General features: G+C 49.5%; 23 protein-coding genes. 13 read left to right on the top strand and 10 right to left on the bottom strand.

Annotated features, from left to right (window positions below):
• Positions 1-14: 14 nt before the first annotated feature.
• The 4 genes from EDC33_RS11985 to EDC33_RS11970 all read right to left on the bottom strand — a co-directional run bounded on the left by EDC33_RS11985 (position 15) and on the right by EDC33_RS11970 (position 5,470).
• On the bottom strand, positions 15-902 hold the full coding sequence (locus EDC33_RS11985) for a phytoene/squalene synthase family protein (RefSeq protein ID WP_124011349.1): 888 nt from the start codon (positions 900-902) through the stop codon (positions 15-17).
• A gap of 11 nt (positions 903-913) precedes the next feature.
• Positions 914-2,416 carry a phytoene desaturase family protein gene (locus EDC33_RS11980; protein WP_094907142.1) on the bottom strand — a complete coding sequence of 501 codons (1,503 nt, stop codon included), beginning with the start codon at positions 2,414-2,416 and terminating at the stop codon, positions 914-916.
• A gap of 11 nt (positions 2,417-2,427) precedes the next feature.
• A complete protein-coding gene (gene fni / locus EDC33_RS11975; protein WP_124011348.1) occupies positions 2,428-3,477 on the bottom strand; it encodes a type 2 isopentenyl-diphosphate Delta-isomerase in 1,050 nt (349 codons plus the stop codon).
• Between the two features lie 373 nt (positions 3,478-3,850).
• Complete coding sequence (locus EDC33_RS11970; RefSeq protein ID WP_124011347.1) at positions 3,851-5,470, bottom strand: BCCT family transporter; 1,620 nt, start codon at positions 5,468-5,470, stop codon at positions 3,851-3,853.
• 249 nt (positions 5,471-5,719) lie between these two features.
• Here EDC33_RS11970 and EDC33_RS11965 point away from each other — a divergent pair, with 249 nt between their 5' ends.
• The 3 genes from EDC33_RS11965 to EDC33_RS11955 all read left to right on the top strand — a co-directional run bounded on the left by EDC33_RS11965 (position 5,720) and on the right by EDC33_RS11955 (position 10,126).
• The gene (locus tag EDC33_RS11965; protein WP_124011346.1) at positions 5,720-6,955 is read left to right on the top strand and encodes an MFS transporter; all 1,236 of its coding nucleotides are present in this window, start codon (positions 5,720-5,722) and stop codon (positions 6,953-6,955) included.
• A 134-nt stretch (positions 6,956-7,089) separates the two neighbouring features.
• Complete coding sequence (locus tag EDC33_RS11960) at positions 7,090-8,781, top strand: FAD-dependent oxidoreductase (RefSeq protein WP_124011345.1); 1,692 nt, start codon at positions 7,090-7,092, stop codon at positions 8,779-8,781.
• 145 nt (positions 8,782-8,926) lie between these two features.
• A complete protein-coding gene (locus EDC33_RS11955; protein WP_124011344.1) occupies positions 8,927-10,126 on the top strand; it encodes an iron-containing alcohol dehydrogenase in 1,200 nt (399 codons plus the stop codon).
• A gap of 36 nt (positions 10,127-10,162) precedes the next feature.
• Here EDC33_RS11955 and dhaM read toward each other — a convergent pair whose 3' ends face one another.
• From dhaM to EDC33_RS11925, 6 genes are all read right to left on the bottom strand, one after another.
• Positions 10,163-10,525, bottom strand: a complete 363-nt coding sequence (dhaM, locus tag EDC33_RS11950) for a dihydroxyacetone kinase phosphoryl donor subunit DhaM (protein ID WP_094907147.1) — start codon at positions 10,523-10,525, stop codon at positions 10,163-10,165.
• A complete protein-coding gene (gene dhaL, locus EDC33_RS11945; RefSeq protein ID WP_124011343.1) occupies positions 10,522-11,103 on the bottom strand; it encodes a dihydroxyacetone kinase subunit DhaL in 582 nt (193 codons plus the stop codon). Before dhaL ends, dhaM begins: the two co-directional genes overlap by 4 nt.
• A gap of 15 nt (positions 11,104-11,118) precedes the next feature.
• Positions 11,119-12,081: a dihydroxyacetone kinase subunit DhaK gene (gene dhaK / locus EDC33_RS11940; protein WP_124011342.1), complete on the bottom strand. Its 963-nt coding sequence runs from the start codon at positions 12,079-12,081 to the stop codon at positions 11,119-11,121.
• 72 nt (positions 12,082-12,153) lie between these two features.
• Entirely contained in the window at positions 12,154-13,581 is a 1,428-nt protein-coding gene (locus EDC33_RS11935; RefSeq protein ID WP_124011341.1) for an aldehyde dehydrogenase family protein, read from the bottom strand.
• Between the two features lie 126 nt (positions 13,582-13,707).
• The gene (locus EDC33_RS11930) at positions 13,708-14,961 is read right to left on the bottom strand and encodes a YeeE/YedE family protein (RefSeq protein ID WP_094907151.1); all 1,254 of its coding nucleotides are present in this window, start codon (positions 14,959-14,961) and stop codon (positions 13,708-13,710) included.
• 111 nt (positions 14,962-15,072) lie between these two features.
• Positions 15,073-16,077, bottom strand: coding sequence for an MsnO8 family LLM class oxidoreductase (locus EDC33_RS11925; protein ID WP_124011340.1), 1,005 nt, complete (start codon positions 16,075-16,077; stop codon positions 15,073-15,075).
• Positions 16,078-16,195: 118 nt separating this feature from the next.
• Here EDC33_RS11925 and EDC33_RS11920 point away from each other — a divergent pair, with 118 nt between their 5' ends.
• The 10 genes from EDC33_RS11920 (at position 16,196) to EDC33_RS11875 (ending at position 25,597) form a co-directional block, all read left to right on the top strand.
• On the top strand, positions 16,196-16,768 hold the full coding sequence (locus tag EDC33_RS11920) for a thymidine kinase (RefSeq protein ID WP_094907153.1): 573 nt from the start codon (positions 16,196-16,198) through the stop codon (positions 16,766-16,768).
• Positions 16,769-16,894: 126 nt separating this feature from the next.
• A complete protein-coding gene (locus EDC33_RS11915) occupies positions 16,895-17,533 on the top strand; it encodes a PepSY domain-containing protein (RefSeq protein WP_124011339.1) in 639 nt (212 codons plus the stop codon).
• 141 nt (positions 17,534-17,674) lie between these two features.
• Positions 17,675-18,352 carry a response regulator transcription factor gene (locus EDC33_RS11910; protein ID WP_124011338.1) on the top strand — a complete coding sequence of 226 codons (678 nt, stop codon included), beginning with the start codon at positions 17,675-17,677 and terminating at the stop codon, positions 18,350-18,352.
• A gap of 43 nt (positions 18,353-18,395) precedes the next feature.
• A complete protein-coding gene (locus EDC33_RS11905) occupies positions 18,396-19,730 on the top strand; it encodes a sensor histidine kinase (RefSeq protein WP_308809868.1) in 1,335 nt (444 codons plus the stop codon).
• Positions 19,714-20,352, top strand: coding sequence for a hypothetical protein (locus EDC33_RS11900; protein ID WP_124011336.1), 639 nt, complete (start codon positions 19,714-19,716; stop codon positions 20,350-20,352). The genes EDC33_RS11905 and EDC33_RS11900 overlap by 17 nt, the downstream gene beginning before the upstream one ends.
• Before the next feature lie 145 nt (positions 20,353-20,497).
• A complete protein-coding gene (locus tag EDC33_RS11895; protein ID WP_124011335.1) occupies positions 20,498-21,226 on the top strand; it encodes a methionine ABC transporter ATP-binding protein in 729 nt (242 codons plus the stop codon).
• A 13-nt stretch (positions 21,227-21,239) separates the two neighbouring features.
• Entirely contained in the window at positions 21,240-21,902 is a 663-nt protein-coding gene (locus EDC33_RS11890) for a methionine ABC transporter permease (protein ID WP_094907156.1), read from the top strand.
• Positions 21,903-21,926: 24 nt separating this feature from the next.
• Positions 21,927-22,775: a MetQ/NlpA family ABC transporter substrate-binding protein gene (locus tag EDC33_RS11885; RefSeq protein ID WP_124011334.1), complete on the top strand. Its 849-nt coding sequence runs from the start codon at positions 21,927-21,929 to the stop codon at positions 22,773-22,775.
• A gap of 297 nt (positions 22,776-23,072) precedes the next feature.
• Positions 23,073-24,134, top strand: a complete 1,062-nt coding sequence (locus EDC33_RS11880) for a PTS sugar transporter subunit IIC (protein ID WP_094907158.1) — start codon at positions 23,073-23,075, stop codon at positions 24,132-24,134.
• A gap of 113 nt (positions 24,135-24,247) precedes the next feature.
• Positions 24,248-25,597, top strand: coding sequence for an alanine/glycine:cation symporter family protein (locus tag EDC33_RS11875; protein ID WP_094907159.1), 1,350 nt, complete (start codon positions 24,248-24,250; stop codon positions 25,595-25,597).
• Positions 25,598-25,628 lie beyond the last annotated feature (31 nt).

Genomic DNA, 25,628 nt, shown 5'->3' with positions numbered 1-25,628 from the left:
CTGCCCCTCCCTTCCTATGTATCCTTAAGATTTTTGAGATACCGGCTTTCCTCATTCCTGATCTTCATCTTACGTGTCATGGGCACGGCATTGCGTTTCGTGAAGCAGTCATAGCCGTTGCTCCTCACTTCATTCAGTATTTCACGATAGACCGAGAGTGAGACGAGAAGCGGGAGCCTCGCCTCCTGCTTGTAATGTATGACTTCCTCCCTGAAGTCGTCATAGAGCGTTTCCGCCTCAACTGCGAGATGCTCCCACATATTTATGAAGGCATCGTCGATCGTCCCTTTTTCGAGTTGTGACACGGGACAACCATACCGGTCAAGAAGGGTTTCGGGTACATATATGCGTCCATGTTCCCTGATATCCTCACCAATGTCCCGGAGGATGTTGGTGATCTGCATGGCGACACCAAGTTTCTCTGCACTCCGCTTCCGATCCTGGGACAGGTCATCACTTAAAATCGGAAGCAGCAGCCTCCCGACAGAACCTGCAACATGATTGCTGTAGTGAATGAGGTCGTCCATGCTTTCGGGCTGTTCGAAGTGGATGTCCATCTCCTGGCCTTTGATCTGGGCATAGAGCATGGAGGAATCAATTTCATAACGGGCGGTCACATCCTTGAGTGCACGCCACATTGAAGCCTCGGGGGTGTCTCCTGCAACAAATGCATCAAGCTCCGCCTCGAGTCTTCTGAGATTGGCGACCCGGGCCTTCATGTCCTCTGCCTGATCTATTGCGTCATCGGCGATCCTGCAGAAAGCATAGATGGCGTATACGGCGTTGGCATCCGGTTCAGGCAGGCTGGAAAAGGCGTAATAGAAACTTTTGGAGTGCTGTCTGATCAAAGATTGGCAATGTCTGTAGTCATTCTCGAGCGAGAAGGTGTAATCATTGGTCATATCGACATCTCCTATCGGTGGTTATCGTCTTTCAGCAGCTCTTCGACCGCAATCTTGGAAGACAGGAGAACAATCGGCACACCTGCACCCGGGTGTGTACTGCTTCCAGTGAAATAAAGATTCTCGCAATGTGTCGCCTTGCTTTGCGGTCTCAGATGATTGCTCTGTGTGAGTGTAGGCCTGAGGCCGAATGTTGCTCCGTTATATGCATTGAAGCGCCCTTCGAACTCCAAGGGTGTCATCATCGTTTCGGAAATGATCTCCTGCTCGAAATTCTCCATGCCCGGCAGCATACTGATCTTACGGATGATCTTGTCCCGGTACATCCTGGATACTTCATCGGTCCATTCATATTCCATCGTGGATGTGTCTGAGACGGGCATGAGGATGTAGAGGCCGTCTTTACCTTCCGGTGCAAGGGATTCATCCATTTTTGAAGCGATATACATATAGAGGGAAGGATCCTCGAGCATTTCCCCGTCAAAGATGCCGTTGATGTTTGCATCAAGATCTTCAGAAAATACGAAGTTGTGTACATTGTCGATTTCGGGGTACTTCCTGTCCATACCCAGGTAGAGTACGAAACAGGAGCAGGAGTAGTCCATCCTATCGATTTTCTCATCCTGATACTTCCCTTTATGCTCCGGTTCCCTGACCAGGTGCTTCATTGCATAGGGGAAATCGGCATTGCACATGACATAGTCTGAAGGCATGAAGCGCCCCTCTGCCGATACACCCACTGCCTCTTTGTCTTCTATGACGATATGGTCCACGCTGGTCCCATATTCGATTTTACCGCCCATCTCCTTGAATAGGCGCTCCATGCCGGAGGCCATCGTACGCATGCCGCCTTTGATGAACCACACGCCATAGAGGAACTCTATCATTGGAATGATCGTATAGAGCGAAGGCCCTTTGAAGGGGGAGATGCCGATATAGAGGGTCTGGAAGCTGATCATCTGTCTCATGCGCTTGTCCTTGATGTATTTCTTCATCAGATTCTCAGCATTGTTCAATGTTTTGAGCTTCATGCCCTGTCCGATCATGAAAGGATTATAGAAGTCTTTCTTATTCCTGAAGGGGCGCTGGAGAAAGTGCTTTTTGGCGATATTGAAGCGATGGTAAAGGTCGCTCAAGTATCTCATGAAACCTTCAGCATCCTCATCACTGATCTCCTCGAACATTTCTATGTTCCTGACAAGGTCATTCGTCACCTGATACTGCTTTTGACCGTTATCAAAGTAACCGCTGTACATCGGATCGAGACGCTGCATTGGGATGTAGTCTTCCGGGTCGCGTCCTGCAAGTTCAAAGACTTCCCTGTACAACTCCGGCATCATGACGATGGTCGGTCCGAGGTCGAATTTATAACCGTCGACATCGATGCGGTTCATCTTGCCCCCGGGTGCTGTACCCTTTTCCAGGATGGTGACTTCGTAACCTTCATGCTGCAGGCGTATTGCACTGGCAAGGCCGGCAACGCCTGCTCCTATTACTGTAATCTTTTTTGTCATTTTCCTATTCCTCACTTATCCAACGAACGTTGTCTCTGCCATGATATGATTTCTGGACTCAGGACAATGGGCCGGCTGGAAATTTCTTCGATATTCTGCGCATTGATCATTATGGATATCTTACACATCTGATGGTGGAACTGCTCGACATGTTCGATGGCTGCTTCGATGCCATGGTGTTCCACCTGTTCCAGCATAAGGCGCGACATGCCGATGGCTTTCGCCCCGAGTGCCAGACATTTCATCGCATCGAGGGGCGTTTTGATGCCTCCGCTTGCCAGGATATCCATATCTTCAAGAAAAGGCTGGGCTTCAATGAGGGAAATGGGCGTGGAAAGGCCCCAGTCACTCATGTAGGCCATGTCAGCCTTCTCACGTCGAGTATTTTCTATGGAAGCGAAATTGGTACCGCCCCTGCCGCTAACATCGGCATGTTTTACACCAATATCTTTCAGTATCTGGAGTGTCTCACTGCTCATGCCGAAGCCGACTTCCTTCACTATTACAGGTACCCCGGCATGTTCAACGATATTTTCGATATTGGTCCGCCATGATTTGAAGTTGCGGTCGCCTTCAGGCATGATGAGCTCCTGGGGTGCATTGATGTGTATCTGCAGAGCATCCGCCCGGAGCATCTCCACGGCCCGTTTTGCCCCTTCCAAAGAAACATCTGCACCCACGTTGGCGAATACGATACCATCGGGGTGTCTGTCCCGGACAATGGTAAAGGAATCCGAGAGCTCGGGGTGTTTCAAGGCTGCGTGCATGGAACCCACTGCCATCGGCAGGCCTGTGGCCTGGGCTACTTCCGCCAGTTTCCGGTTGATTTCGCGTGTCCATTCACTTCCCCCGGTCATTGCATTGATGTAGAGGGGGCGTGAAACCTCAAAGGGGCCGATACGGGTGGAAAGATCAATGTCTTCCATATCCACGGAGGGGATGGACTGGTGTACGAAGCGGATGTTTTCGAAGTCGGACATGGCTGTCTGTGACGGCTGGTCGAGGGCATGTCTGACGTGTTCATTTTTCCGTTGGCTTCTTAAGTTTATTTTTTCGTTCATTCCTCTGCTCCTTTCTTTTGGGCCCTCTCGATTCTTAGCCGGTGCACATTCTGCAGCAGTGGGGATTAAAAATTTCGATGATGAAGAGGACATCGCTGAAAAGGGCATATAGCTTTAAATTCCCAAGTGTACAGCAAGCCATATCATGGCGTTGACCATAAATTAGGATGAAAAGGAGGAGGTATGTTCAATTTTTTGGACATGGCCGTCCCATTGCAGGATGCTGAAATTCGTTTCGATTTCCATGAAAGGAAATGTTACATTATATCACTTGATTGTATACCATTATCAGTTATGATGATATGGTTTGTAAAATGATAAGGTGCATATAGACAAAAAGCACCGGATGGATATCCGGTGCTGGTTCAGGAAGCTATTGATGCTCATGGCCGGCTTCCTGCTCGGCTTTTATTTCTTCTGCACGTTCGCGCTTGGATTTTTCTATATAATCCTTCATGCGCTGCCTGTTCGGTGTTATGGAAAGGCCAAGGTATTTACGCTCTTCGTTCGCATCCTTATAGAATGACACCATCATCGAAATGATGATGAAACTGAATGGGAAGGCTGAAATGATCGCTGCCGACTGGAGTGCGGCAAGTCCTGTATCCCCACCTGACAGCAGCAGTACGAAGGCGATTGAGGACAGTGCGATACCCCATACGATCTTTATCTTGTTGGATGGCTGCAGAGAGCCGAATGCCGTCTGCATGCCGAGTACATACGTAGCTGAGTCGGCGGAAGTTACAAAGAATGATGAAACGAGCAGCAGTGCGATGACTGACAGCACCATGCTCAGCGGAAGTTCGTTGAATATGCCGAACAGCATCGTTTCCGCATTCATATCGAAGATGGCTGGTACAGTTTTTCCGATTTCGATGCCTGTGACACCGAAGACGCTGAACCATACGATGCTGACGAGTGTCGGTACAAGCAGCACCGCCAATACGAATTCACGCACTGAACGTCCACGGGAGACCCTTGCTATGAATATACCGACGAAAGGACTCCAGCTCATCCACCAGCCCCAGTAGTAGATGGTCCATACTTCAAGCCACTCGCTCTTCTGCTGGTTCAGGGGCGCGACATCAAGGCTGTTATACAGGAATGTATCGAGCATGGCACCTGTTGATGTATTCATCATGTTGAGGATCATCATCGTCGGACCGAGGATGAGTACAGCAATGAGAAGGATGCCCGCAAGGCCCATATTCAGGTTGCTCAAGTACTGGATTCCCTTGCTCAGTCCGCTCCACGCACTGATCAGGAACAGGAATGTAACGACTGCTATGATGATGCCCTGGACCATGATGTTGATGGGCAGACCAAAGAGATAGTTCAATCCACCATTGATCTGCAATGTGCCGACACCAAGGGATACGGCGACACCGATGATGGTTGCAAACACGGAAAGTACGTCCACAGCAATGCCGATCGGACCATCGACACGATCACCGAGTATCGGTCGAAGCGTCTTGGAAAGAAGACCGACCTCGCCTTTCCTGAACTGTGAATATGCGAGGGCAAGGGCAACGACGCCATACATCGCCCATGCATGGAAGCCGTAGTGGAAGAAGGTTGAGCGCAATGCCTCCACCATGGCGGCATCCGTTTCAGGATCGGCCGTCGGCGGGCCCATATAGTGCTGGATCGGTTCCGCTGCACCATAGAACACGAGGCCGATTCCCATTCCGGCACTGAACAGCATGGCGAGCCATGAGATGGTGTGGAATTCCGGCTTATGGTACGGTTTGCCGAGTTTCAATTTACCGATCGGGCTGAAGACGAGGAAGATACAGAAGAAGACCATCAATGTGGTGATGATCAGATAGTACCAGCCGAAGTATTCAATGACCCATGAACCGACATTGCCGGTGACTTGGCCAAACCGGTCCGGGAAGACGGCACCGAGGACCACCATGATTCCCACGATTATGGAAGCATAAATGAATACTTTTGATAATTTTCTACCGCTTGGTTGTGTAGGATTTTCCATCGGACAAAAGTCCTCCTTTGAAATGTATAGTTGTATGATAAGTATCTTTTGCAGACGCAGTGTAAAAAGTGATTTTGAGCACAGCGTTATTTATAATAACAAAATAATATGGTGATTACAACTTCGCAAAAGGCGGTCTTTTCCGATGCAGGATTCCTTGAGTCAGCATCTTTTACATGAGCTGCTGAAGATGATAATAATTTTCATCATAATTAGGCATAAAATTTTGTAGTTGGGGGAGAAGACGGGATGAACCAGCCAAAAGTAGGCATACAAAACAATCTTGCCCAATTTATACTCCTTGTAGTGGCGAATCTGTTCGTCGGTTCCATGGTGGGGATAGAAAGGACAGTGCTGCCGCTCCTTGGGGAAGAGGAGTTCGGGCTTGCCTCCACAAGTGCTGCGCTGAGCTTCATCATCAGCTTCGGCTTTTCCAAGGCCATCATCAATTATTTCGCCGGAAGTATAGCAGACAGGTATGGAAGGAAGAAAGTGCTGCTGGCAGGATGGGTAATCGGCCTGTTCGTGCCGGTACTGATCATCTTTGCGCATGCCTGGTGGGTGATCGTACTGGCCAATGTCCTGCTCGGCATCAATCAGGGGCTCGCCTGGTCGATGACTGTGAACATGAAGATCGACCTGTCCAAGGCAGACCAGAGGGGCACGGCGGTAGGGCTGAATGAATTTGCAGGATATTCCGGGGTGGCTGTACTGGCGGCGGTCTCCGGATACGTAGCGTCCACCTATTCACTGCGGCCTGAACCTTTCTATATCGGCATTGCAATTGGTGTCATCGGACTGCTCCTGTCCTTGATCATAAAAGATACGGAGGGACATCTGAAAGTGCAGATGGCGGCCGCCAAGGATGAGAAGAACGAAATGTCGGCCAAAGAAGTCTTCCAGAAGACGACATGGCAGGACCGTAACCTTTCAACCGCAAGCTTTGCAGGCATGTCGACCAATCTCAAGGACGGCATGGCGTGGGGGCTCTTCCCCCTCTATTTCACGACTGTCGGACTGAGTGTCACACAGATCGGGACGATAGTAGCTGTATATCCTGCCGCTTGGGGCGTTTTCCAGCTTTTTACCGGGGCTTTGAGCGATAAGCTGGGGCGCAGGAAACTCATCACCTATGGGATGTGGACTCAGGCAGCCGCGTTGTGGTTCATTCTGGCTGTGGGAAGCTATCCCCTATGGATGGCAGGTGCCATAGTACTCGGAATCGGTACGGCCATGGTCTACCCCACCCTGCAGGCAGCCATCAGTGATGTTGCCGCCCCAGGATGGCGGGCATCGTCGATGGGCGTGTACCGCTTCTGGAGGGACAGCGGATACGCTTTCGGTGCGCTCCTTGCTGGTGTGATTGCAGACTTCATGGGTGTGACATGGGCGATCGGACTGGTGGCGTTGATACCATTCATAGCAGGACTGCTTGCCCGATTCCGTCTTGAGGAAACTTTGAAGATGAATAACGTCAAACAGTAGCCAATCCCTCGGGGGTTGGCTTTTTTAACGCATGCCTCGTGTCACTATTTGTTCATAAATGTTAAAATTTTCACATTGACTGTATACCCTAAGGGGTATAAAATTAAGTCAACAAAGCATAGGAGGACGATTGAATGAAAATTGCAATTGTTGGAGGAGTGGCCGGAGGCGCCACAGCCGCTACACGAATCAGAAGGATGGACGAGTCTGCAGAAATCATCATGTTTGAACGTGGAGAACATGTCTCCTATTCGAACTGCTCCCTGCCCTACTATTTGAGTGATGTAGTGGATGACAGCAACAAACTGCTTGTCATGTCTGAAGAGAAATTTTTGAACCAATATAATATAGATGTCAGAACCTTGAATGAAGTAATGGAAATCGACAGGGAAAACAGCAAAGTTGTTGTGAAGGATCTGAACAGCGGTGAGACGTATGAAGAATCATACGATAAGCTGGTACTCTCCCCAGGGGCAAAGCCGATCATGCCACCAAGCATCACTGGTATCGATAAGTCCCACGTATTCTCCCTGCGTAATGTCGCAGACATAAGGAAGATTGATTCATACATCGATGAGAATGACGTAAAACATGTGTCGATCGTCGGCGGTGGATTCATCGGTCTGGAAGTTGCAGAGAATCTTGTAGAACGTGGCACTAAAGTATCGCTGATCGAAGCACAGAACCAGGTCATGGCCCCGTTCGATTACGATATGGTCCAGATCATCCATAAATCACTCCATGACAATGGGGTGGACTTGAGAGTGAATACTGCCGTTGCAGGAATAGAGGATGCCAGCATCAAATTCAGTGACGGCAATGCCCTGGATACCGATATGGTTATAATGGCCATCGGCGTCGCACCTGAAACGAAGCTTGTTTCACAGGCAGGCCTAGAAATCGGAAAAACGGGGGGCATCAAAGTGGATACCCACTACCGTACTTCAGATGAAAATATATATGCCATCGGTGATGCCATCGAAGTCACCCATAAAATTACCGGTGCAGCAACACGGCTGGCTCTCGCCGGTCCAGCACAGAGGCAGGCACGCACTGTAGCGAATGACATCTTCGGCAGGGATGGCGCAGAAACGCCGGTCATCGGCACCAGTGTAGTCAAGGTGTTCGATTACAATGCAGCGTCCACCGGCCTGAATGAAAAGCTGGCGGTCGCTTTCGGAGCAGACTACGGTACGGTCTATGTCATTCCACAGGATAAGGTTGGTCTGATGCCGAACAGTCACCCGATGCATTTCAAACTTCTGTTCGATAAGCAGTCGAAAAAAGTACTTGGCGCCCAGGCTGTCGGAAAAGGAAATGTAGACAAGCGGATTGATGTCATCGCAACACTCATAAAAATGGATGGAACGATCGAAGACCTCAAAAACCTCGAACTTGCCTACTCCCCTATGCACGGTACAGCCAAGGACGTCGTCAACGTTGCTGGGCTCGCAGCGGAAAACATCCTGAATGGCGATCTTGAACAAGTTCCTGTTTCAAAGGTGCGTGAACTTGTCGAGGCAGACGCCTATATCATAGATGTGAGGGAAACCAATGAATATGAAACAGGGCACCTGAAAGGCTCCCATAACATCCCGCTGTCGGAACTCAGGAACAAGATGGACGAAATACCCCAGGATATCCCGGTATATTTGCATTGCCGTACAGGACAACGCAGTTATAATGCCGTTAGGATCCTGAAGAACACTGGCTTTGGAAATGTCATGAATATCAGTGGCAGCTACCTGGGCATCAGCTTCTTCGAATACTTCAATAACCTGTCCGGGGAACGTGCGCCAATCGTTACAGAATATAACTTCAATTAAATGTCAGGCACTCTGCAGACAAAACGTCTATAGGGTGCTTTTTATTTTTTTGAAGAGAGAAGCTTGAAGGGATGCAAAATCCGGATGATATAATATGGGAAATATAGTGAAATTGAATTCTGAAAGATAAAAGGGGGAAATGGATATGCGTAAACCCTACTACAGGGGATATCAGAAGCTCATGAAGGCTGCGATGGAAAATATGCCATGGAGGACACCGCTCGTTGTTGAAGGCGTACATAGTCTCGACCGTTTGCCGGCACTCGTCAGTGCAGCTGGTATAAGCAGATTGTTTGTGGTCACTGATAAGGGAATACTGGAAGCGGGTCTTACAGATGTCATGTTGGAACAGTTGGAGATGAGGGGGATTCACTGTACCGTCTACAGTGATACTCTTGCCAACCCCACGATCCAGAATGTGGAAGCGGCCGTCGGGCAATACAATGAAGCGCAATCTGAAGGGATAGTAGCTTTTGGAGGGGGCTCGGCGATGGATTGTGCGAAATGTCTGGGTGCGAGGATCGCGAGGCCTGATAAAAGCTTATCCGCCATGCGGGGCGTGTTTAAGTTGAGAAGAAATATGCCCCCCTTTTTTGCGGTGCCGACAACTGCCGGAACGGGAAGTGAAGGTACACTGGCTGCGGTCATCTCCGATAGGGATACCCATGAAAAATATGTTCTGATGGACACCTCCCTCATTCCGCATGTGGCTGTACTCGATCCCTATCTGACACTGGATCTGCCTCAAGAAGTTACAGCGATGACTGGTATGGATGCGCTCACTCATGCAGTGGAATCATATATCGGCAGAAGCAATACAAAGGCAACTGCATCCTATGCCAAGGAGACGGTCAGACTCGTCTTCGATAATCTTGAAGCCTCCCATAATAACGGACATGATCTGAAGGCGAGGCGTGAGATGCAGCAGGCAGCCTTTAAGGCGGGACTGGCGTTCACCCGTGCATATGTAGGGAACATCCATGCCATCGCCCATACACTGGGCGGTCATTATAACGTGCCGCATGGGTGGGCTAACGCCGTTATAATGCCCCACGTGCTTGAATACTATGGGTCAGCAGTGTATAAGCCCCTCTCGGAATTAGCGGATGTTGCAGGAATCGGGCACCCTACAGAAACAGAGGCGGTTAAAGCTGCTGCGTTCATTGCGGCAATCAGAAGAATGAATGAAAAGATGGGCATACCTGAAAAAGTGGAAGGTATAAAAGATGAGGATATCCCAGGTATGATAGAAAAAGCATATCGGGAAGCGAACCCGCTGTATCCTGTGCCTGTCATTTTTGACAGATCGGACTTTGAGCATATCTTTAACGAGATCAGAAAATGAAAACCTCCCGCTTTAAATAAGCAGGAGGTTACATGATCATTTCTTCATCGTATCGAGTTTTTCAAGGATAGCTTCCGTAGAGGAGCCTACACTGTTTTCAACAGCAGCCAAAAAGGCACCTTCGACTATGGGAGCTTCCGATATGTGCAATTTATGCTCTCCATCATACATTTCAACCGCCATTTCCAGGTTCATTCTGCTGGAGCCGATATCGTAGAAGCAGATGGTATCCGACCCTATTTTTCCAATCATGTCATTGATCTGGTCGATGTTGGTGCCGATGCCCCCGTCTACCCCGCCGGAGGCGTGGATGATGGTGTCCCCTGCCATCTGGGAAACCAGCGCACGGGTACCTTGTGCAATTTCGCTGCTATGGCTGATGATAAGAATCTCGGTCATTTTTCAACACCTGCTCCCAGTGCATGGATGATATAGACGGCACTTTGCGCACCGGGGTCGATCGTCCCTTTGGACTTCTCCTTGAAATAGGCGGCACGCCCTTTAGTCGCAATCATATCCTTCGTCTCCTCTGCCAGTTGCTGGAGGTCTTCCAGGCTGAGTGATCCTTTATCGCGGAGCAGATCTGCGGATTTGGAAATGACATCATACATCGTCTTTTCGCCGCCTTCGACCTTGCCCTTCTCAGCCACGGTCCTATCGAACACCTCCAACATTTCAATCAGGTTGTCACCATTAATTTCCTCTTTGGCCACTTCACTCATTTTAACGAAGCTGAATCCATAGAGTGGTCCACTTGCACCACCGATGGAGCTCATCAGCGTCATCCCGGTCTGTTTCAGTATTTCCTGTGTCGAACCGGACCCAACCTTTTCATTTACGGCTGAAAATCCACGCTTCATATTGACCCCGTGGTCCCCGTCGCCGATTTCACGATCCAGTCCTGTCAGTTCGCCTTCCTTTTCATCAAACACGGATTTTAACCCATGCATCTGTTCAAGCAGCTTTTCGGCATTCATTTCGGTCGCCTCCCATTAGAAATACTTGGATCCTGTATCTGCCTCGATTGCTGTGATGACTTCGTCCTCTCCGTCAAGCACGGTCAGGGAGAACCCCTGCATGTCGAGTGCTGTCATATAGTCACCGACCAGCAGTTTGGAGACTTTGAGCCCACGCTGATCCATCGCCTCCATCACATACTTCGTGACGATGCTGAGTTCGCTCTCCGGCGTGGCTCCCATTCCATTGATCATAAGGATCATTTGGGAAGTGTCGGTGTACTTGAACAGCTCATCGAGCAGTCGATCGACGATCTTGTCGACAGTCTCGGACTTTTCCCGGGAAATACCTTTTTCCCCATGGATGCCGATTCCTATTTCCATTTCATCTTCCGACAGGTCAAACCCATACTCCCCGGTCGTCGGCACAAGGCATGGGTGGAGCGCCATACCGATGGAATAGAGTGAAGTCATCATTTCCTGTACTTTCTTTACGATGTCATCGAGTGGAACACCCTGCTCTGCGAGATATCCTGCGTATTTATGGACGAGTACAGTCCCTGCCACTCCCCGTCTTTGCTCTTCATTATCGATCGCAACATCATCCCTGACAACTACTGAAGCGACGCGGTATCCTTCTGCTTCCGCCATTTCCTGGGCCATCTCGAAGTTCATGACATCACCGCTATAGTTTTTGATGACGAGCAGGACACCATCACCATTATCCACGGCTTTTATTGCTGAAAGCACCTTATCCGGCGTCGGCGAGGTGAATACTTCGCCGCAGACTGCAGCATCAAGCATACCTTGCGCCACATATCCGGCATGGGCGGGCTCATGACCGCTACCTCCTCCGGAAACAAGAGCGACCCCTTTCTTCTTCCTGTCTTTCCTGACGACTACCGTTCCTTCAATCACCTCGATTGCCGGATCACGATGTTTCAGACCGTCTAGCATATCCGAGAGGAAGCGTTCTTTGTCATTGATCAGTTTTTTCACAGTGTATTCCCCCTTTTCCTCTATATATACGTATACCCCAATCCGGGGAAGGATTGGGGTACTTTTGGAAATTTATTTGAAATAGCCTTTGATCGCTTTGACTTCGAGGAACTCCTCGATGCCGTAATCTCCCCACTCGCGTCCGATTCCTGACTGTTTATAGCCGCCAAACGGCAGATCTTTACGTCCGCCTGCACCATTGATTTCGACTGTACCTGCTTCAATGCGGCGGGCGACATCTTTAAGGGTATCCATGTCTTCACCGAAGACATAGCCGGCAAGACCGTATTTGGTATCGTTCGCAATCTCAATTGCTTCATCAAGATTCCTATAGGTGATGACGGACATCACAGGGCCGAAAATCTCCTCTTGGGCGATGACCATGTCATTTTTGACATCAGAGAAGATGGTCGGTCTGACGAAGAACCCTTTGTCGAGGCCATCCGGCTGACCAGCGCCGCCATGGGAGAGTGTTGCACCTTCCTCTGTCCCCTTCTCAATATAGGACTGCACAGTATCAAACTGTTTCCGGCTGACGAGAGGGCCGACAGCAGTCCCCTCTTTACGCGGGTCTCCGACTTTCACCTGTTCCATTTCCTTCTTGGCCGCTTCCAGGAATGCTTCCTTCATGGATTCCGGGACCAGGGTCCGGGTGCCCGCCGTGCATACCTGTCCGGTATTATGGACGACCTTTTTGACGGCAATTTTGGCAGCCTCTTCGACATCCGCATCCTCGAGGATGATGAGCGGCGATTTTCCACCGAGTTCCAGGGAGACCTTCTTGAAGTCCCTGCTTGCCTTCTCCATGATTTTGGAGCCTGTAGGACCGGAGCCGGTGAATGACATCATACGGACTTTCGGATGTTCACTGAGCGGGTTCCCTACACCTTCACCATTTCCATTCACGAGGTTGAATACGCCTTTCGGCACCCCGGCAGCCTCGAAGATTTCAGCGAGGATGATGGCTGCAAAAGGTGTTTCCTCTGAAGGCTTCATCACTACAGGGCTGCCTGCTGCAAAGGCAGCAGCCAGCTTCAATGCGGTCTGGTTCGTCGGGAAGTTCCAGGGGGTGATGAGTCCTGAAACCCCGATCGCTTCCTTGACTACGAGATGATCACCACGCTGCTCTTCAAATTCGAATGTATCAAGCGCATCCCTTGCGGCTGTGAAGTGGTTGAGTCCAGCCTGATAATGCGTCTTTTCCGACATCTCGAGCGGGGAACCAAGCTCATCTGTAATCGCCTCGATCAAGTCTTCCTTACGATTTTCGTATTCCTCGACAATCCTGTCCAGCATTTCACGTCTTTCCTCCACTGGTGTATGGCGGAATTCAAGGTAGACGGAGTGCGCGGCTTCTACGGCCTTATCTACATCTTCAGCATTACCCTTGGCGATCTTGCCGAAGGCTTCACCGGTTGCTGGATTTATGACATCGATTGTTTCTCCACTTGCGCTTTCAACCCATTCGCCGTTTATATACTGTTGCGTGTGATTTCTCATTATGACATTCCCCTTTATTGTTGTTATCCCATATACTTTATCCTAAATGCGCTGTTTCTAATCATCAGGAGACGTTGAATGTGATAAAAAAAGGGTGCATCTTTAAAGACGCACCCAGCCTTCATATCAGCATACGGAATCATTGGATTTTGGCACGGAAAGTCCGAAAAGTGGACGAAGATAGAGCGCCAGGAATGTACCGGCAAGCGCCAGTATGCCCCAGATGTATCCATGCATGCTGAAGGAGGCGATGCCCCCGAAATAGGCGCCTATGTTGCATCCGAATGCAAGACGGGCACCATAACCCATCAACAGCCCGCCAATGACGGAGGCTGAAAAGTTGCCCAAGGTGATTTTCGTGAATTTGAACAGGCCGCCTGCCGCAGATGCAATGAATGCACCCAGGATGACGCCGAAGTTGAGTACGGTCGTGGTGTCGGCGAATATGGAGGATTCGAGTGCGGCTGCATTCGCTCCCTGCCAGTATCCCCATTCTGCAACATCGATGCCGAAGAAGCCGGCGACCTTCGAGCCCCAAAGTGCAAATGCTGAAGTGATGCCCCAAGGCTGGCCCCGTGTCATCAGTGTCAGGGCGTTGAGTACCGCAAGCGCGATGGCCGCAGCGAACAGTGGCCATGAGCCCCTGACCAGACGCTTCCATCCGCGTGAAGTAGGAAGGGGTGCCATTTTTGGTGCATTCCTCTTCTTTTCGATGATGATTGTGGCCAGTGCAATCAAGCCGAATATTATGAGGGATACAATCCATGCGCCCCCGTAGCCGAGACCGGTCGATGTTGCGAGTGAAACGGGTTCGAATGAAGGCATCTCCTCTGTCCAGAATGGCAGGTGATATGCGCCCACTGTTGCACCGACAATAAAGAATATCAGCGTGATGAACATGACGGTACGGCCGCCGCCGATGGCATAGAGCGTGCCTGAGGCACAGCCGCCGCCAAGCTGCATGCCGATGCCGAAGATGAATGCGCCGACGATCAGACTTACACCGACCGGGGAGACATAGCCAGAAACCGCCTCGCCGAAAAAGGTGGTGCCGAAGGCCAGAATGGGTGCAAATAATGTCACGGCCACAGCCAGCATCAGCATATGGGCACGCATCGCCTGGCCATTGCCCACCGACATCATGCGCCTGAAGGCCGAAGTGAAACCGAATCGGGCATGGAACAATGTGAAACCGAGCAGCAGGCCAATGATCATCAGCATGGGCTGCATCATCGACTGTGTGGCCGCCAAGTATAGAAATAAGATGAAACTGACTGCAATACCGCCGCCAACCAATGCTTTTTGGGGCGGACTCAAAGCAAGTGAATCACGTCTTACCGGATCCCTTGCTTCATTAACGGGTTGAACTCTTGTGGTCATCTATAAGACTCCTTTTCTTATTGAATTGATAGGATTAGAACATTATAGAATATCATAGTTCTTTAGTCAAAAATAAAAGACGGCCGACAAGGCCGTCTGTTCATGAGGGGTCTAAAGTGTATTGGATTTTTGTGCAGCATGTATTGTATGTACGGGCGCCAGTGCTTGAACCGTCTCATGCCGTAGGGCTGCATCATGCGTCGGCAGGTGGAACATCAGTTCATCGATTCCCGTTTTGGACGCCATTTCATCGAGTGTCGAGAGTACTTCCGCTGCAGTTCCGGCGACGATATGCGGTTCGATGATTTCCACATCCACCTGTCCAGAAGTCGTCGAAAGCAGTTCATCCGCTTTGTCCTCGCTCCCCACGCGGAGCACCCTACCGTCCTCGAAGGTCAATTTGAAGATTCTGTTCCGGCTGATGATTTTCTCCTGTGTGTGGGGGTCGTCCGTAACGAGGACGGAAAGTGCGACGACGAACCTGCCTCTTCCATTGTACTCCCGGAAAGCTCTGATGCTTTCTTCGAGCAGCCGTTCGTTATTGGTGATGAAATGGGCATAGATGAAATGGGCGCCCTCCTCAGCTGCAAACCTCGCTGAAGAGGGGCTCGAGCCGAGCAGAAAAAGATCCGGCGGATGGGAGGTGTCCGGAGAGGTCTTCAACCCGTCCCATCCCTCCGGAGGTTCCTGGGACAGGAAGCGCTTGAGGTCTTTGAACTTCCTGTCGAAGGAGACTGCCTCTTCGCGCAGTCCATGCTGCAATGCCTGGGTCGATAACGGCAGTCCGCCAGGTGCTTTTCCGACTCCCAGGTCTACACGGCCGGAGCCCAAATGCTGCATAAGCTGGAATTGTTCTGCGACTTTAAAGGGGTTATAATGTTGAAGCATCACTCCACCGGAACCGATATGCATCTGTTCTGTATGGGCGAGCAGGTGTGATATCATAATTTCCGGTGCTGTGCCAGCAAGGTTCTCATCATTGTGGTGCTCGGCGACAAAATAACGCCGATATCCGAGGCTGTCCGCCCGGATGGCAAGGTCTACGGTATCCCTCAGGGAAGCTGCGACTGTATGGCCATCGAGCACAGGGCTCTGGTTCAGAATACTGAAATCCATCTCATCACTCCTAGGGGTTAATTGTCAGAATATAATTAGTAATACTATAGAGGAAAAGGATTAAAGTCAACCATTCATACTCAAATAGTAGGAATACATATAGGGAGTTGGAATCCACATGGCAAAACTATATTATCGATACGGAACGATGCAGAGCAACAAAAGCAACCAGATCATCACTACACACCACCAATATACGACCCAGGGCAAGCAGTGCCTGGCCTACTCCACGCCTATAGATACACGGAGCGGTCATAAAAGGATCAGATCGAGGATCGGTCTTGAACTGATATGCGAGTATATTACCGACACCGTTTATGAAGAGGTCAAAGCCATCCACGAGCAGGATAAGGTGCATGCGGTAGTAGTGGACGAGGCACAGTTCCTCTCCCGGGCCGATGTCCATAGGCTGAGCGACATCGCCGACGACCTGGACATACCAGTCATCTGCTTCGGACTGAAGACGGACTTCCGCAATCAGCTGTTCGAAGGCAGCCAGGTGCTGCTGGAACTCTGTGATGCCATCGATGAACTGAAGACCATCTGCCAGTTCTGCAACAAGAAGGCGACGCTCAATATGCGGCTTTTGAATGGCGTGCCGACCAACATCGGCGAAACGATACAGATTGGAGACGAGGAGTATGTGCCCGTCTGCAGGAAATGTTACAAGGAAAGGCTGGAGCTTGTATAAATGTCTGGTGGAGTGTTTCATTAAAAGAAATCCAGGAGTGCTTTAATCATCTTTTAATTTTTCGTTAACCGTCCTCTATTGATGGCTTCCTATAATGAGGTTACAAACATTAAGGAGGCGTTATGAATGATAATCAAAAAAAATCATCTGCTGATTGGAAGTATCGCATCGGCGCTCGTACTGGGTGCGTGTTCAAGTGCAAATGCGGAAACGGATATGAACTGGGAAGACAATCATACGGAAGGCACGACTGCTGTTATGAGCGCTGAAGCTGAAGGCAATGTAAAGAAGAGCGCGCAGGAAGCGGTCGATGCGGCGAAGAAGAATTTTGACGGCAAGGTGCAGGGAGTGGAGCTCGAAGAGGATGATGGCATCTACTACTATGAAATAGAGCTGGAAAACGGCAATGAGGAATATGACGTCGATATCGATGCCAACAATCTGACAGTTCTTGAAGAGTCATTCGATCGGGATGATGATGACCGGGACGACGATAGTGACGACAACGGCCGGGATGATGACGACAGAGGCGAAGGAACATCTTCAGAATCCGCAAAGGACCAGCCTAAGCAGTCTGCCGGAAATGGACTCATTTCTTCCACAGAGGCATTGAAGATCGCCCAGAATGAAGTCGGCGGTGAAGTGAAGGAATGGGATTTTGATGAAGATGACAAGGAATATGAAGTGGAACTGGAAACAGAGGGAAAAGAGTATGAAGTGGAAATCGATGCACGTACTGGGAAAGTAACCGAAATCGATGAGTGATTGAAGGGCAGATGGCCCGGGAGGACTTCTCCCGGGTTTTTTAATTGAATTTTAATAATTCTATAACGAAAATAAGTACATTTTGCTTTATACTTGGTGTAATAGTAATCATCGTGCATCAAAGTAATGGGGAGTGCTGTTATGGAAAAGATTCTGATTGTCGAAGACGATGACAAGATTGCCCGTGTCATCCAGCTGGAGCTGGAATATGAAGGGTACGAAGTGGCAATCGCATACACGGGAAAAGAGGCGATGGAAAAGTACGGAGCGGAATCTTTTGACATGATTCTTCTGGATGTCATGATTCCCGAACTGAATGGGCTTGAAGTGCTCCGCCGTGTCCGTCAGAAGGACGATGAAATACGCATCATCATGCTTACGGCAAGGGATGCAGTGATGGACAAAGTGAGTGGTCTCGACTCCGGAGCAAACGACTATGTCACCAAGCCTTTTGAAATCGAGGAACTGCTTGCACGCATCCGGGCGCAGCTGAAGCAGAGGAGCCTGTCAAATAATGCCGACTTCCAGGAAATGAAGTACAGGCACCTGAAGATTCTGCCGATGGCCCGTGAAGTGTATATAGATGATGAACTGATCTATCTGACCCAGAGGGAATACGATCTGCTTCATTTTCTGGTCGAACATAAAAACCAGGCATTATCACGGGAGCAGATCATCGAGGCGGTGTGGGGCTATGACTATTATGGTGATACGAATACTGTCGATGTCTATGTCAGATACTTGCGCAAGAAACTTGATCGCGGATCCCCCTCCATCATTTCAAGCGTCAGGGGTATTGGCTATATAGTGAAGGACTGAAGTAATGAAACTAGGGACTAAAATTCAGTTGTATACAACCGTTATGACCCTGATTGTAGTCATCATCATCAACCTGTTTGTCTATCATTCATATAAGCAGTTTTCGCTGAATGCAGAAATGGGCCAGCTTGAAAACCGTGGTTTCAATATCATGCAGGAAATCCAGAATGCCAATGATAATGATATCAATGCTGAAGCTGTACTCCAGGCACACCTGCTTTCAGATGGCTATATGACGGTCATAGACAGCGAAAATAATCCGGTGGTCAGGATTGCGACGGAAGCGGATTATGCGAACATATCCATGCCATACAGTACCTCACAGTATGCAGAAGCGATGAACCATGAGGCACATCATTTTGTGATGGTCTCCCTGCCCATCATTTGGGAGAATGGTGAGGTATATGACCTGCAGATCTATGAAAATGTCCAGTTCCTGCATGAAACTTTTGAAATCCTGCGATGGATTCTGCTGCTCTCGACGGCGATCATATTCATCGTCATATTCCTGTTGAACAGGATCATCACGAACTTCATAACCCGGCCGATCAACAAGCTGGTCGACAGGATGAACAGGACAGAGACCACATCGAAGTATTCAATGCTGGAAGTCGACCAAAAGGACACGAAGGAGCTTCAGGAACTGTCTGCAGCCTTCAATAATATGATGGAGGAGCTGAAGATCCATGATGAGAATCAGCAGGCCTTCATCATGAATGCCTCCCATGAGCTGAAGACGCCGATTACTGTCATCAGCTCATACAGTGAAATGCTCAAACGTTTCGGCAAGACCAGAGAGGATGTGCTGGACGAGAGTATCCATGCCATCAGTGATGAAGCAAGAAGGATGAAGTATCTGACGGAACAGCTTTTGAGCTTTGCCAAGGTGAATACAGGCAGGGAGGAGATATCCCGGCAGCCGACGCGCATCGTCAAGCTGATCCGCGATATCGCGGCACGGCTGGAGACGGTCTATCAGCGGGAGATTGATGTACGTACAGATAATGAATCGGTCCTGGCCCATGTTGATGTGAATACATTCGACCAGCTGCTGAAGATATTCATGGATAATGCCTATAAGTACAGTTCGGATGCAATTGCAGTCGAAGTGCAAGATCATGGACAGTCGGTTGAAGTGACGATAAAAGACAGGGGCATCGGAATCCCCGAGGAGGATATCGATCACATCTTCACACGCTTCTATCGTGTGGATAAGGCCCGGGCAAGAAAAACTGGCGGCTCGGGTCTCGGCCTGTCGATAGCCCGTGAGCTCGCAAAGTTAAACGGCATTGACATTTCCGTCGACAGCCAGGTGGACGTTGGCACGACCTTCAGACTGACTATGGAAAGCGGGGGAAATGATGAGGAAGAAAACTAGGCTGGTAATTGCTTCTGGAGCAGTTGTACTGGTCATACTGATCATAGTGGCGGCAATTTTTCAGGCCAAGCCTGATGACATTGGAGAAGATGAAGTCAGAGCGATGGTCATGGAGCGGTATGGTGGTGAGATTGAAGCGGTCGAGACCAAGGGTCAGCACTACATCGTCCGGGTGTCAGATGAAAATCTCGAGTATGAGATTACGATGGAACGAGAAGATGGCAGCATCACGGATATGAAATCAAGGGAACTTCCCCGTAAGGAAGTTGCTGAAGAGCAGACTGAAGAAAGCTCTGAAGATCCCGGGGAGAAGGCGCTCATGACAGAAGAGGAGGCCAAGGCCCTTGCTGCAGCTGAAGTCGGCGGGCAGTTCATACATGTTACGACGAGTGAAGGCGCCCACCCTGTCGAATATCAAGTCATCCAACTTGTGGAGGATGATGATGAAGGTGCACTCGTCACCATTGATGCACAATCAGCCTCGGTAGATAAAGTGATATGGTTCTCCATCGATTTCGAAGATATTCCAGACATAGAAGCTTTCGCACAGGAACTGCAGGAGTATAACAGGCAGTATCAGGACGACTATTATATAGAATTTGACGATTATTATGATGATTAACCCCTTTGGACATGTTATTCTAGAGGGGTATTTTCAATAGACTGACACTTTGGATGCAGAGGTATGATATCATTGGCTTTTGAGGTATTTGGATAGATATGATGCCTGTGTTGATTGTATTACGGAGGTCCTTAAGTTGATAGAAATGACAGAGGTATCAAAATCATTTACAGGTAAAGACGGCCCCTTCAAAGCTGTCGATGGTGTGACCCTTTCCATCAAGGAGCAGGAGATATTCGGCATCATCGGCGAGAGCGGTGCCGGCAAGTCTACACTGATGCGTTTCATCAATGCATTGGAGACGCCGGACTCGGGAGACGTATATGTCGACGGTGTGGAAGTCGGGAAACTGGCGGGGAAACGTCTGAGAACCCATCAGAAGGACATCGGGATGATTTTCCAGCACTTCAATCTATTGGGCAACAGGACGGTCGAAGATAATATCCGGCTGCCTTTGACATTACATAAATATAAAACTCCATTATCGTTAGATGAAGTGCTCGATTTCACCGGACTTGCCGATAAAAGATCCAGCTACCCTGCCGAACTCTCAGGCGGTCAGAAGCAGCGTGTGGGCATCGCCCGGGCACTGATCACACGTCCGAAGATCCTTTTGTGTGATGAGCCAACATCCGCTCTGGACGAGAATACCACCTATGAAATCGTCGATGTACTGCACAAGGCACAGCATGAATATGGGATGACCGTCGTCATCGTCACGCATGAGCTCAATGTCATAAAAACGCTGTGCCATCGTGCTGCTGTACTGGACCAGGGCAGACTGATCGACACGATCGATGTGGTTCATGAGAAGGATGGACGATCCGGCAAGTCCTATCATGCACGTGTATTGGAAGTGTTGAAAGGTGATTAGTCTGAGCCTCTATATGGAGCGTGTCATCGAATATGCCCCAAGATTGTTTGAAAGCCTTTATGAGACCGGAATCATGATGGTATTCGCCATGGTGGCTGCAATCCTTCTGGGGCTGCCCCTCGGCACACTCCTGTTCCTGACATCCAGGAACAAGCCCATGGATAACAAAATCCTGTATCAGGTGGCGAGCGTATTCGTCAATATCGTCCGCTCCTTCCCGTTCCTGCTGCTTGTCGTCGTCATGCAGCCGCTGATCCGCTTTTTCTATGGACGTGCAACAGGAGACCCTGTAGCCGCATCCTTCCCGATGATGCTGATTGCGATTGCGCTGTATGCACGTTTTGTCGAACAGTCCCTTCACGATGTGCCGAAAGGCGTGATGGAAACGGCGGAATCGATGGGAGCGACTACGACCCAGCTTGTATGGAAGTTCCTTTATGTTGAAGCCCGAAGTTCCCTCATCATCGGATTCACCACTGCTTTCGTCAGTTTCATATCCTACTCCACGATAATGGGTGTCGTCGGAGGCGGTGGCATCGGGGACTTTGCGATCCGATATGGATATCAGCGCTATGAGACGGATGTCATGTATACCGCAATTGTCGTAATCATCATATTTGTCATTCTGGCCCAATGGTTTGGGCTTCGAATTGCCAGGCAACTTGATAAAAAATAAAAAATCTAGAGGAGATGAAGCAACATGTTTAAAAAAGGATTATTGTTAAGTGGCCTTGCCCTTGTTCTTGCAGGGTGTGGGGGAGAAGAAAGCGGTACGGAAGAAGCCCAGGAGGGCGGTTCCGATAACTCTGGGGAAAAGACCGTAATTCAGGTGGCCTCCCACCTGCCGCCAATGACGGATGTCGTTGAAATTGCAGGCGACGTCATTGAAGATCCGTATGAAATAGAACTGGTTGAAGTATCGGATAATATCCAGTATAACGAAGCTCTGCTGAATGAAGAAGTCGATGCGAATTTCGCCCAGCATGAACCATTCATGGAAATCTTCAATGAAGAACGCGACGGCAACCTCGTTGCGCTTCAGCCAGTCTATAATGCAATCGTCGGCTTCTATTCGCCTGTCTATGATTCCATAGAGGAACTGGAGGATGGCGCAGAGGTGGCGATCCCTTCTGATGCCACAAATGAAGCACGTGCGCTCATGATACTCGATCAGCAGGGGATCATCACCCTGGCTTCTGATGCAGAACATACCGCAACAGTGGAAGATATCGAGGAGAACCCGAAGAACCTTGAGTTTACACATATCGACCTGCTCAACCTGACTGGTGCATATGAAGACGGGGTACCGCTTGTATTCAACTATCCGACGTATATTTCAAGCATCGATCTGACACCGGAAGATGCTGTACTGCTTGAGGAGGATGAGGACAACACATTCGCCATCCAGCTCGTAGCGCGTGAAGACAATCAGGATTCCGAGGAGATTCAGGCTGTAGAAGAGGCATTCACTTCCCAGGAAGTACATGATTTCCTTATGGAATTGAGTGAAGAAGGACATTTGGAGCCTGCATTTGAAGCAGGCGAGTAATTTTTTGGAAAACCGGAACTTCCCATTCCGTTTTTCTTACCTATATTGTTGAAAGCGTTAACAATTCTGTAACTATTTCGTATAAATTTTTATATAATTTGAATATTCAATTGAAGCGGCGCACTGACTGGGTGTAAAGTAGAAATATATTCATGGATATATGAATTCAAAAAAGTAGAACACAGGCAGTTGTCAGCGCTGCATTGAATTCTCTGATGAAACAATGAATTGTACATAATTTAAAAGGAAAAATATTCATTCTGCCGTTGGCATCGAGTGAATCAGAGGAGAGGAACAATGGAACAGATTATTGGTATTGGATTACTTATACTTTTACTCGCATTTTTCACATTATTCACCTACTACGCTCCCTATGGGGATAAGGCAATGGGTGCACTCGCTGCAGCCGCCATCGCAACCTTCCTGGTTGAAGCGCTGCAGTCCTTCGTCATCGGTGATATATTCAGTCTCGGATTCTTCCAGGAGGCAGGTACGGAAGCCGGACTCCTGAGCGGTGTCATCGTTGCATTCCTCGTTGCCCTGACAATGGGTGTGAATCCACTTAACTCTGCAATCATTGCAGTTTCATGTGGGGGAATCGGACTCATACCAAGCTTCTTTGCAGCCTATATCATTTCTTTCGGCGTCAAATATCTCGAGAAGAAAATTCCGAATGGTCTGGACTTCATCATTGTGATCATTGCGGTTGTGCCGCTCACCCGGTTGATCGGTGCAGGCCTGACACCGTTGGTCGATGCGTCCCTGCTCAAAATCGGGGCGATCATTGAGGTGGCTACAGCATCAAGTCCGATCATCATGGGTCTGCTGCTCGGTGGCATCATTACCGTTGTAGGTACGTCACCACTCAGTTCCATGGCATTGACAGCCCTGCTTGGCCTTACAGGTATACCGATGGCTGTGGGTAGTCTTGCCGCATTCGGATCAGCATTCATAAACAGCACCCTTTTCCATAAGCTGAAGATAGGAAATGCAAAGTCAGTATTATCGGTAGCGATAGAACCACTGTCCAAAGCTGACGTCATTGCCGCTAACCCCCTTCCGATCTACTTGACCAACTTCATTGGAGGCGGCCTGAGCGGTGTAATCATCGCCTTCTCAGGACTCGTCAACAATGCTCCTGGTACTGCAACGCCGACAGCCGGACTGCTTGTGCTGTTTGGTTACAATCCGGCAATGCAGGTACTGCTCTATGCAGGAATTGTTGCGGTCGTCTCCGGTCTTGTAGGTCTTGCAGGTGCCTACTTCTTCAGGAACTTCCCTGTCTATAACAGCGACTTCGGCAAAGTTGTGGATGAGGTGGAAGAAGCGGATAATTTCAAAAAGCCGGCGGATATATAGTTTATGAGAAGTCACCTTTCGGGGTGGCTTTTTATTATAAATACAGGTCCATTGACATTATCTGAATATTCTTATAGATTATAGGTGATGGACATTGAGGGGGAGGAATCAATATGGGAGAATGGTTTGAGAATTTCACGGCAGATATCAGCGGTTTTGTCTGGGGTCTGCCCCTGATCATCTTTCTGGTCGGTACAGGCCTATATCTGACGATCAGACTTGCATTTTTTTCATTCCGTATGCTGCCTTATTCATTAAAGCTTGTATTCACTAAGGCCGATACGAAAAGCGAGGGGGATATCACCCATTTCCAGGCGCTGATGACAGCTCTTGCTGCGACTGTCGGTACGGGCAACGTGGTCGGGGTTGCGACTGCTGTGGTCATCGGGGGGCCGGGAGCGGTCTTCTGGATGTGGATCACTGCACTGGTCGGCATGGCGACGAAATACTCCGAAGGTGTCCTTGGCGTCAAATATCGTCAGAAGAATGCCAAAGGAGAAATGTCAGGCGGTCCGATGTATTACCTTGAATATGGCCTCGGCCAGAAATGGCTCGGCGTACTCTTCGCATTCTTTGCCGTGTTTGCTGCCATATTCGGAATCGGAAACATGATTCAGGCAAATGCGGCTTCAGGTGTTGCACTGGATGTGTTCAACATACCGGTATGGGTCACAGGGATCGTGTTCGCTGTTCTCATCGGGCTGGTTCTCATCGGTGGTGTGAAAAGCATCGGAAAGACGGCGAGCATACTCGTGCCATTCATGGTGGCCCTTTATCTGATAGCCGGGGTCCTTATACTTGTGCTACATATCGATCAGGTACCTGCTGCCTTCGGTCTGATCTTTTCGGATGCCTTCACTGGAAACGCCGTTGCAGGCGGTGCCCTGGGTACGGTCATCAGAATGGGTGTTGCACGCGGGCTCTTCTCGAACGAGGCGGGTCTTGGTACCGGCGGAATTGCAGCAGCAGCAGCGCGTACAGATGTACCGCCGCGTCAGGCATTGGTGTCCATGACGCAGGTCTTCATCGACACCATCATCGTGTGTACGATTACAGGTGTGTCTCTGACGATGGCCGGACTTTACACAAGTGGAACAGAAGGAGCCGCATTGACGGCACAATCCTTCGATCAGCTGCTTCCAGGTTTCGGGGATATAATCGTCGCTGTTACACTGCTTACTTTCATCTTTTCCACGATACTCGGCTGGGGCTACTTTGGTGAAAAATGCTTTACTTATCTGGTCGGAGATAATTTCACATTGCTCTATAGGGTCATATTCGTCTTGGCCATCATCCCGGGCGCGACGATGTCACTTGGAACCGTGTGGAACCTTGGAGATATCTTCAATGGTCTGATGGCGGTGCCGAACCTGATCGGCCTGCTGCTTCTGTCCGGCGTGGTCGCTGCTGAGACAAAAGAATTCATCAGCCTGAGAAAGAGGGAAAAACAGGAGGTTGGATGACAATAAAAAGTGTCCACCGGCTGATTCAGCC

Source organism: Salinicoccus roseus, assembly GCF_003814515.1.
GTDB classification, from domain to species: domain Bacteria; phylum Bacillota; class Bacilli; order Staphylococcales; family Salinicoccaceae; genus Salinicoccus; species Salinicoccus roseus.
Note: the sequence above shows the minus strand (reverse complement) of the source record. Positions and strands in the feature narration are given on the sequence as shown.

Bases quoted from the DNA above. Each gene is read 5' to 3' on its own strand.
- EDC33_RS11905 (WP_308809868.1), top strand. From the start codon at position 18,396: ATGACCCTGATTGTAGTCATCATCATCAACCTGTTTGTCTATCATTCA.
- EDC33_RS11955 (WP_124011344.1), top strand. From the start codon at position 8,927: ATGCGTAAACCCTACTACAGGGGATATCAGAAGCTCATGAAGGCTGCG.
- EDC33_RS11895 (WP_124011335.1), top strand. From the start codon at position 20,498: ATGACAGAGGTATCAAAATCATTTACAGGTAAAGACGGCCCCTTCAAA.
- EDC33_RS11935 (WP_124011341.1), bottom strand. From the start codon at position 13,581: ATGAGAAATCACACGCAACAGTATATAAACGGCGAATGGGTTGAAAGC.
- EDC33_RS11890 (WP_094907156.1), top strand. From the start codon at position 21,240: ATGGAGCGTGTCATCGAATATGCCCCAAGATTGTTTGAAAGCCTTTAT.
- dhaL (WP_124011343.1), bottom strand. From the start codon at position 11,103: ATGAATGCCGAAAAGCTGCTTGAACAGATGCATGGGTTAAAATCCGTG.
- EDC33_RS11965 (WP_124011346.1), top strand. From the start codon at position 5,720: ATGAACCAGCCAAAAGTAGGCATACAAAACAATCTTGCCCAATTTATA.
- EDC33_RS11920 (WP_094907153.1), top strand. From the start codon at position 16,196: ATGGCAAAACTATATTATCGATACGGAACGATGCAGAGCAACAAAAGC.
- EDC33_RS11925 (WP_124011340.1), bottom strand. From the start codon at position 16,077: ATGGATTTCAGTATTCTGAACCAGAGCCCTGTGCTCGATGGCCATACA.
- EDC33_RS11970 (WP_124011347.1), bottom strand. From the start codon at position 5,470: ATGGAAAATCCTACACAACCAAGCGGTAGAAAATTATCAAAAGTATTC.
- EDC33_RS11985 (WP_124011349.1), bottom strand. From the start codon at position 902: ATGACCAATGATTACACCTTCTCGCTCGAGAATGACTACAGACATTGC.
- EDC33_RS11875 (WP_094907159.1), top strand. From the start codon at position 24,248: ATGGGAGAATGGTTTGAGAATTTCACGGCAGATATCAGCGGTTTTGTC.
- EDC33_RS11910 (WP_124011338.1), top strand. From the start codon at position 17,675: ATGGAAAAGATTCTGATTGTCGAAGACGATGACAAGATTGCCCGTGTC.
- EDC33_RS11930 (WP_094907151.1), bottom strand. From the start codon at position 14,961: ATGACCACAAGAGTTCAACCCGTTAATGAAGCAAGGGATCCGGTAAGA.
- EDC33_RS11960 (WP_124011345.1), top strand. From the start codon at position 7,090: ATGAAAATTGCAATTGTTGGAGGAGTGGCCGGAGGCGCCACAGCCGCT.
- EDC33_RS11980 (WP_094907142.1), bottom strand. From the start codon at position 2,416: ATGACAAAAAAGATTACAGTAATAGGAGCAGGCGTTGCCGGCCTTGCC.
- EDC33_RS11915 (WP_124011339.1), top strand. From the start codon at position 16,895: ATGATAATCAAAAAAAATCATCTGCTGATTGGAAGTATCGCATCGGCG.
- EDC33_RS11900 (WP_124011336.1), top strand. From the start codon at position 19,714: ATGAGGAAGAAAACTAGGCTGGTAATTGCTTCTGGAGCAGTTGTACTG.
- fni (WP_124011348.1), bottom strand. From the start codon at position 3,477: ATGAACGAAAAAATAAACTTAAGAAGCCAACGGAAAAATGAACACGTC.
- EDC33_RS11885 (WP_124011334.1), top strand. From the start codon at position 21,927: ATGTTTAAAAAAGGATTATTGTTAAGTGGCCTTGCCCTTGTTCTTGCA.
- EDC33_RS11880 (WP_094907158.1), top strand. From the start codon at position 23,073: ATGGAACAGATTATTGGTATTGGATTACTTATACTTTTACTCGCATTT.
- dhaM (WP_094907147.1), bottom strand. From the start codon at position 10,525: ATGACCGAGATTCTTATCATCAGCCATAGCAGCGAAATTGCACAAGGT.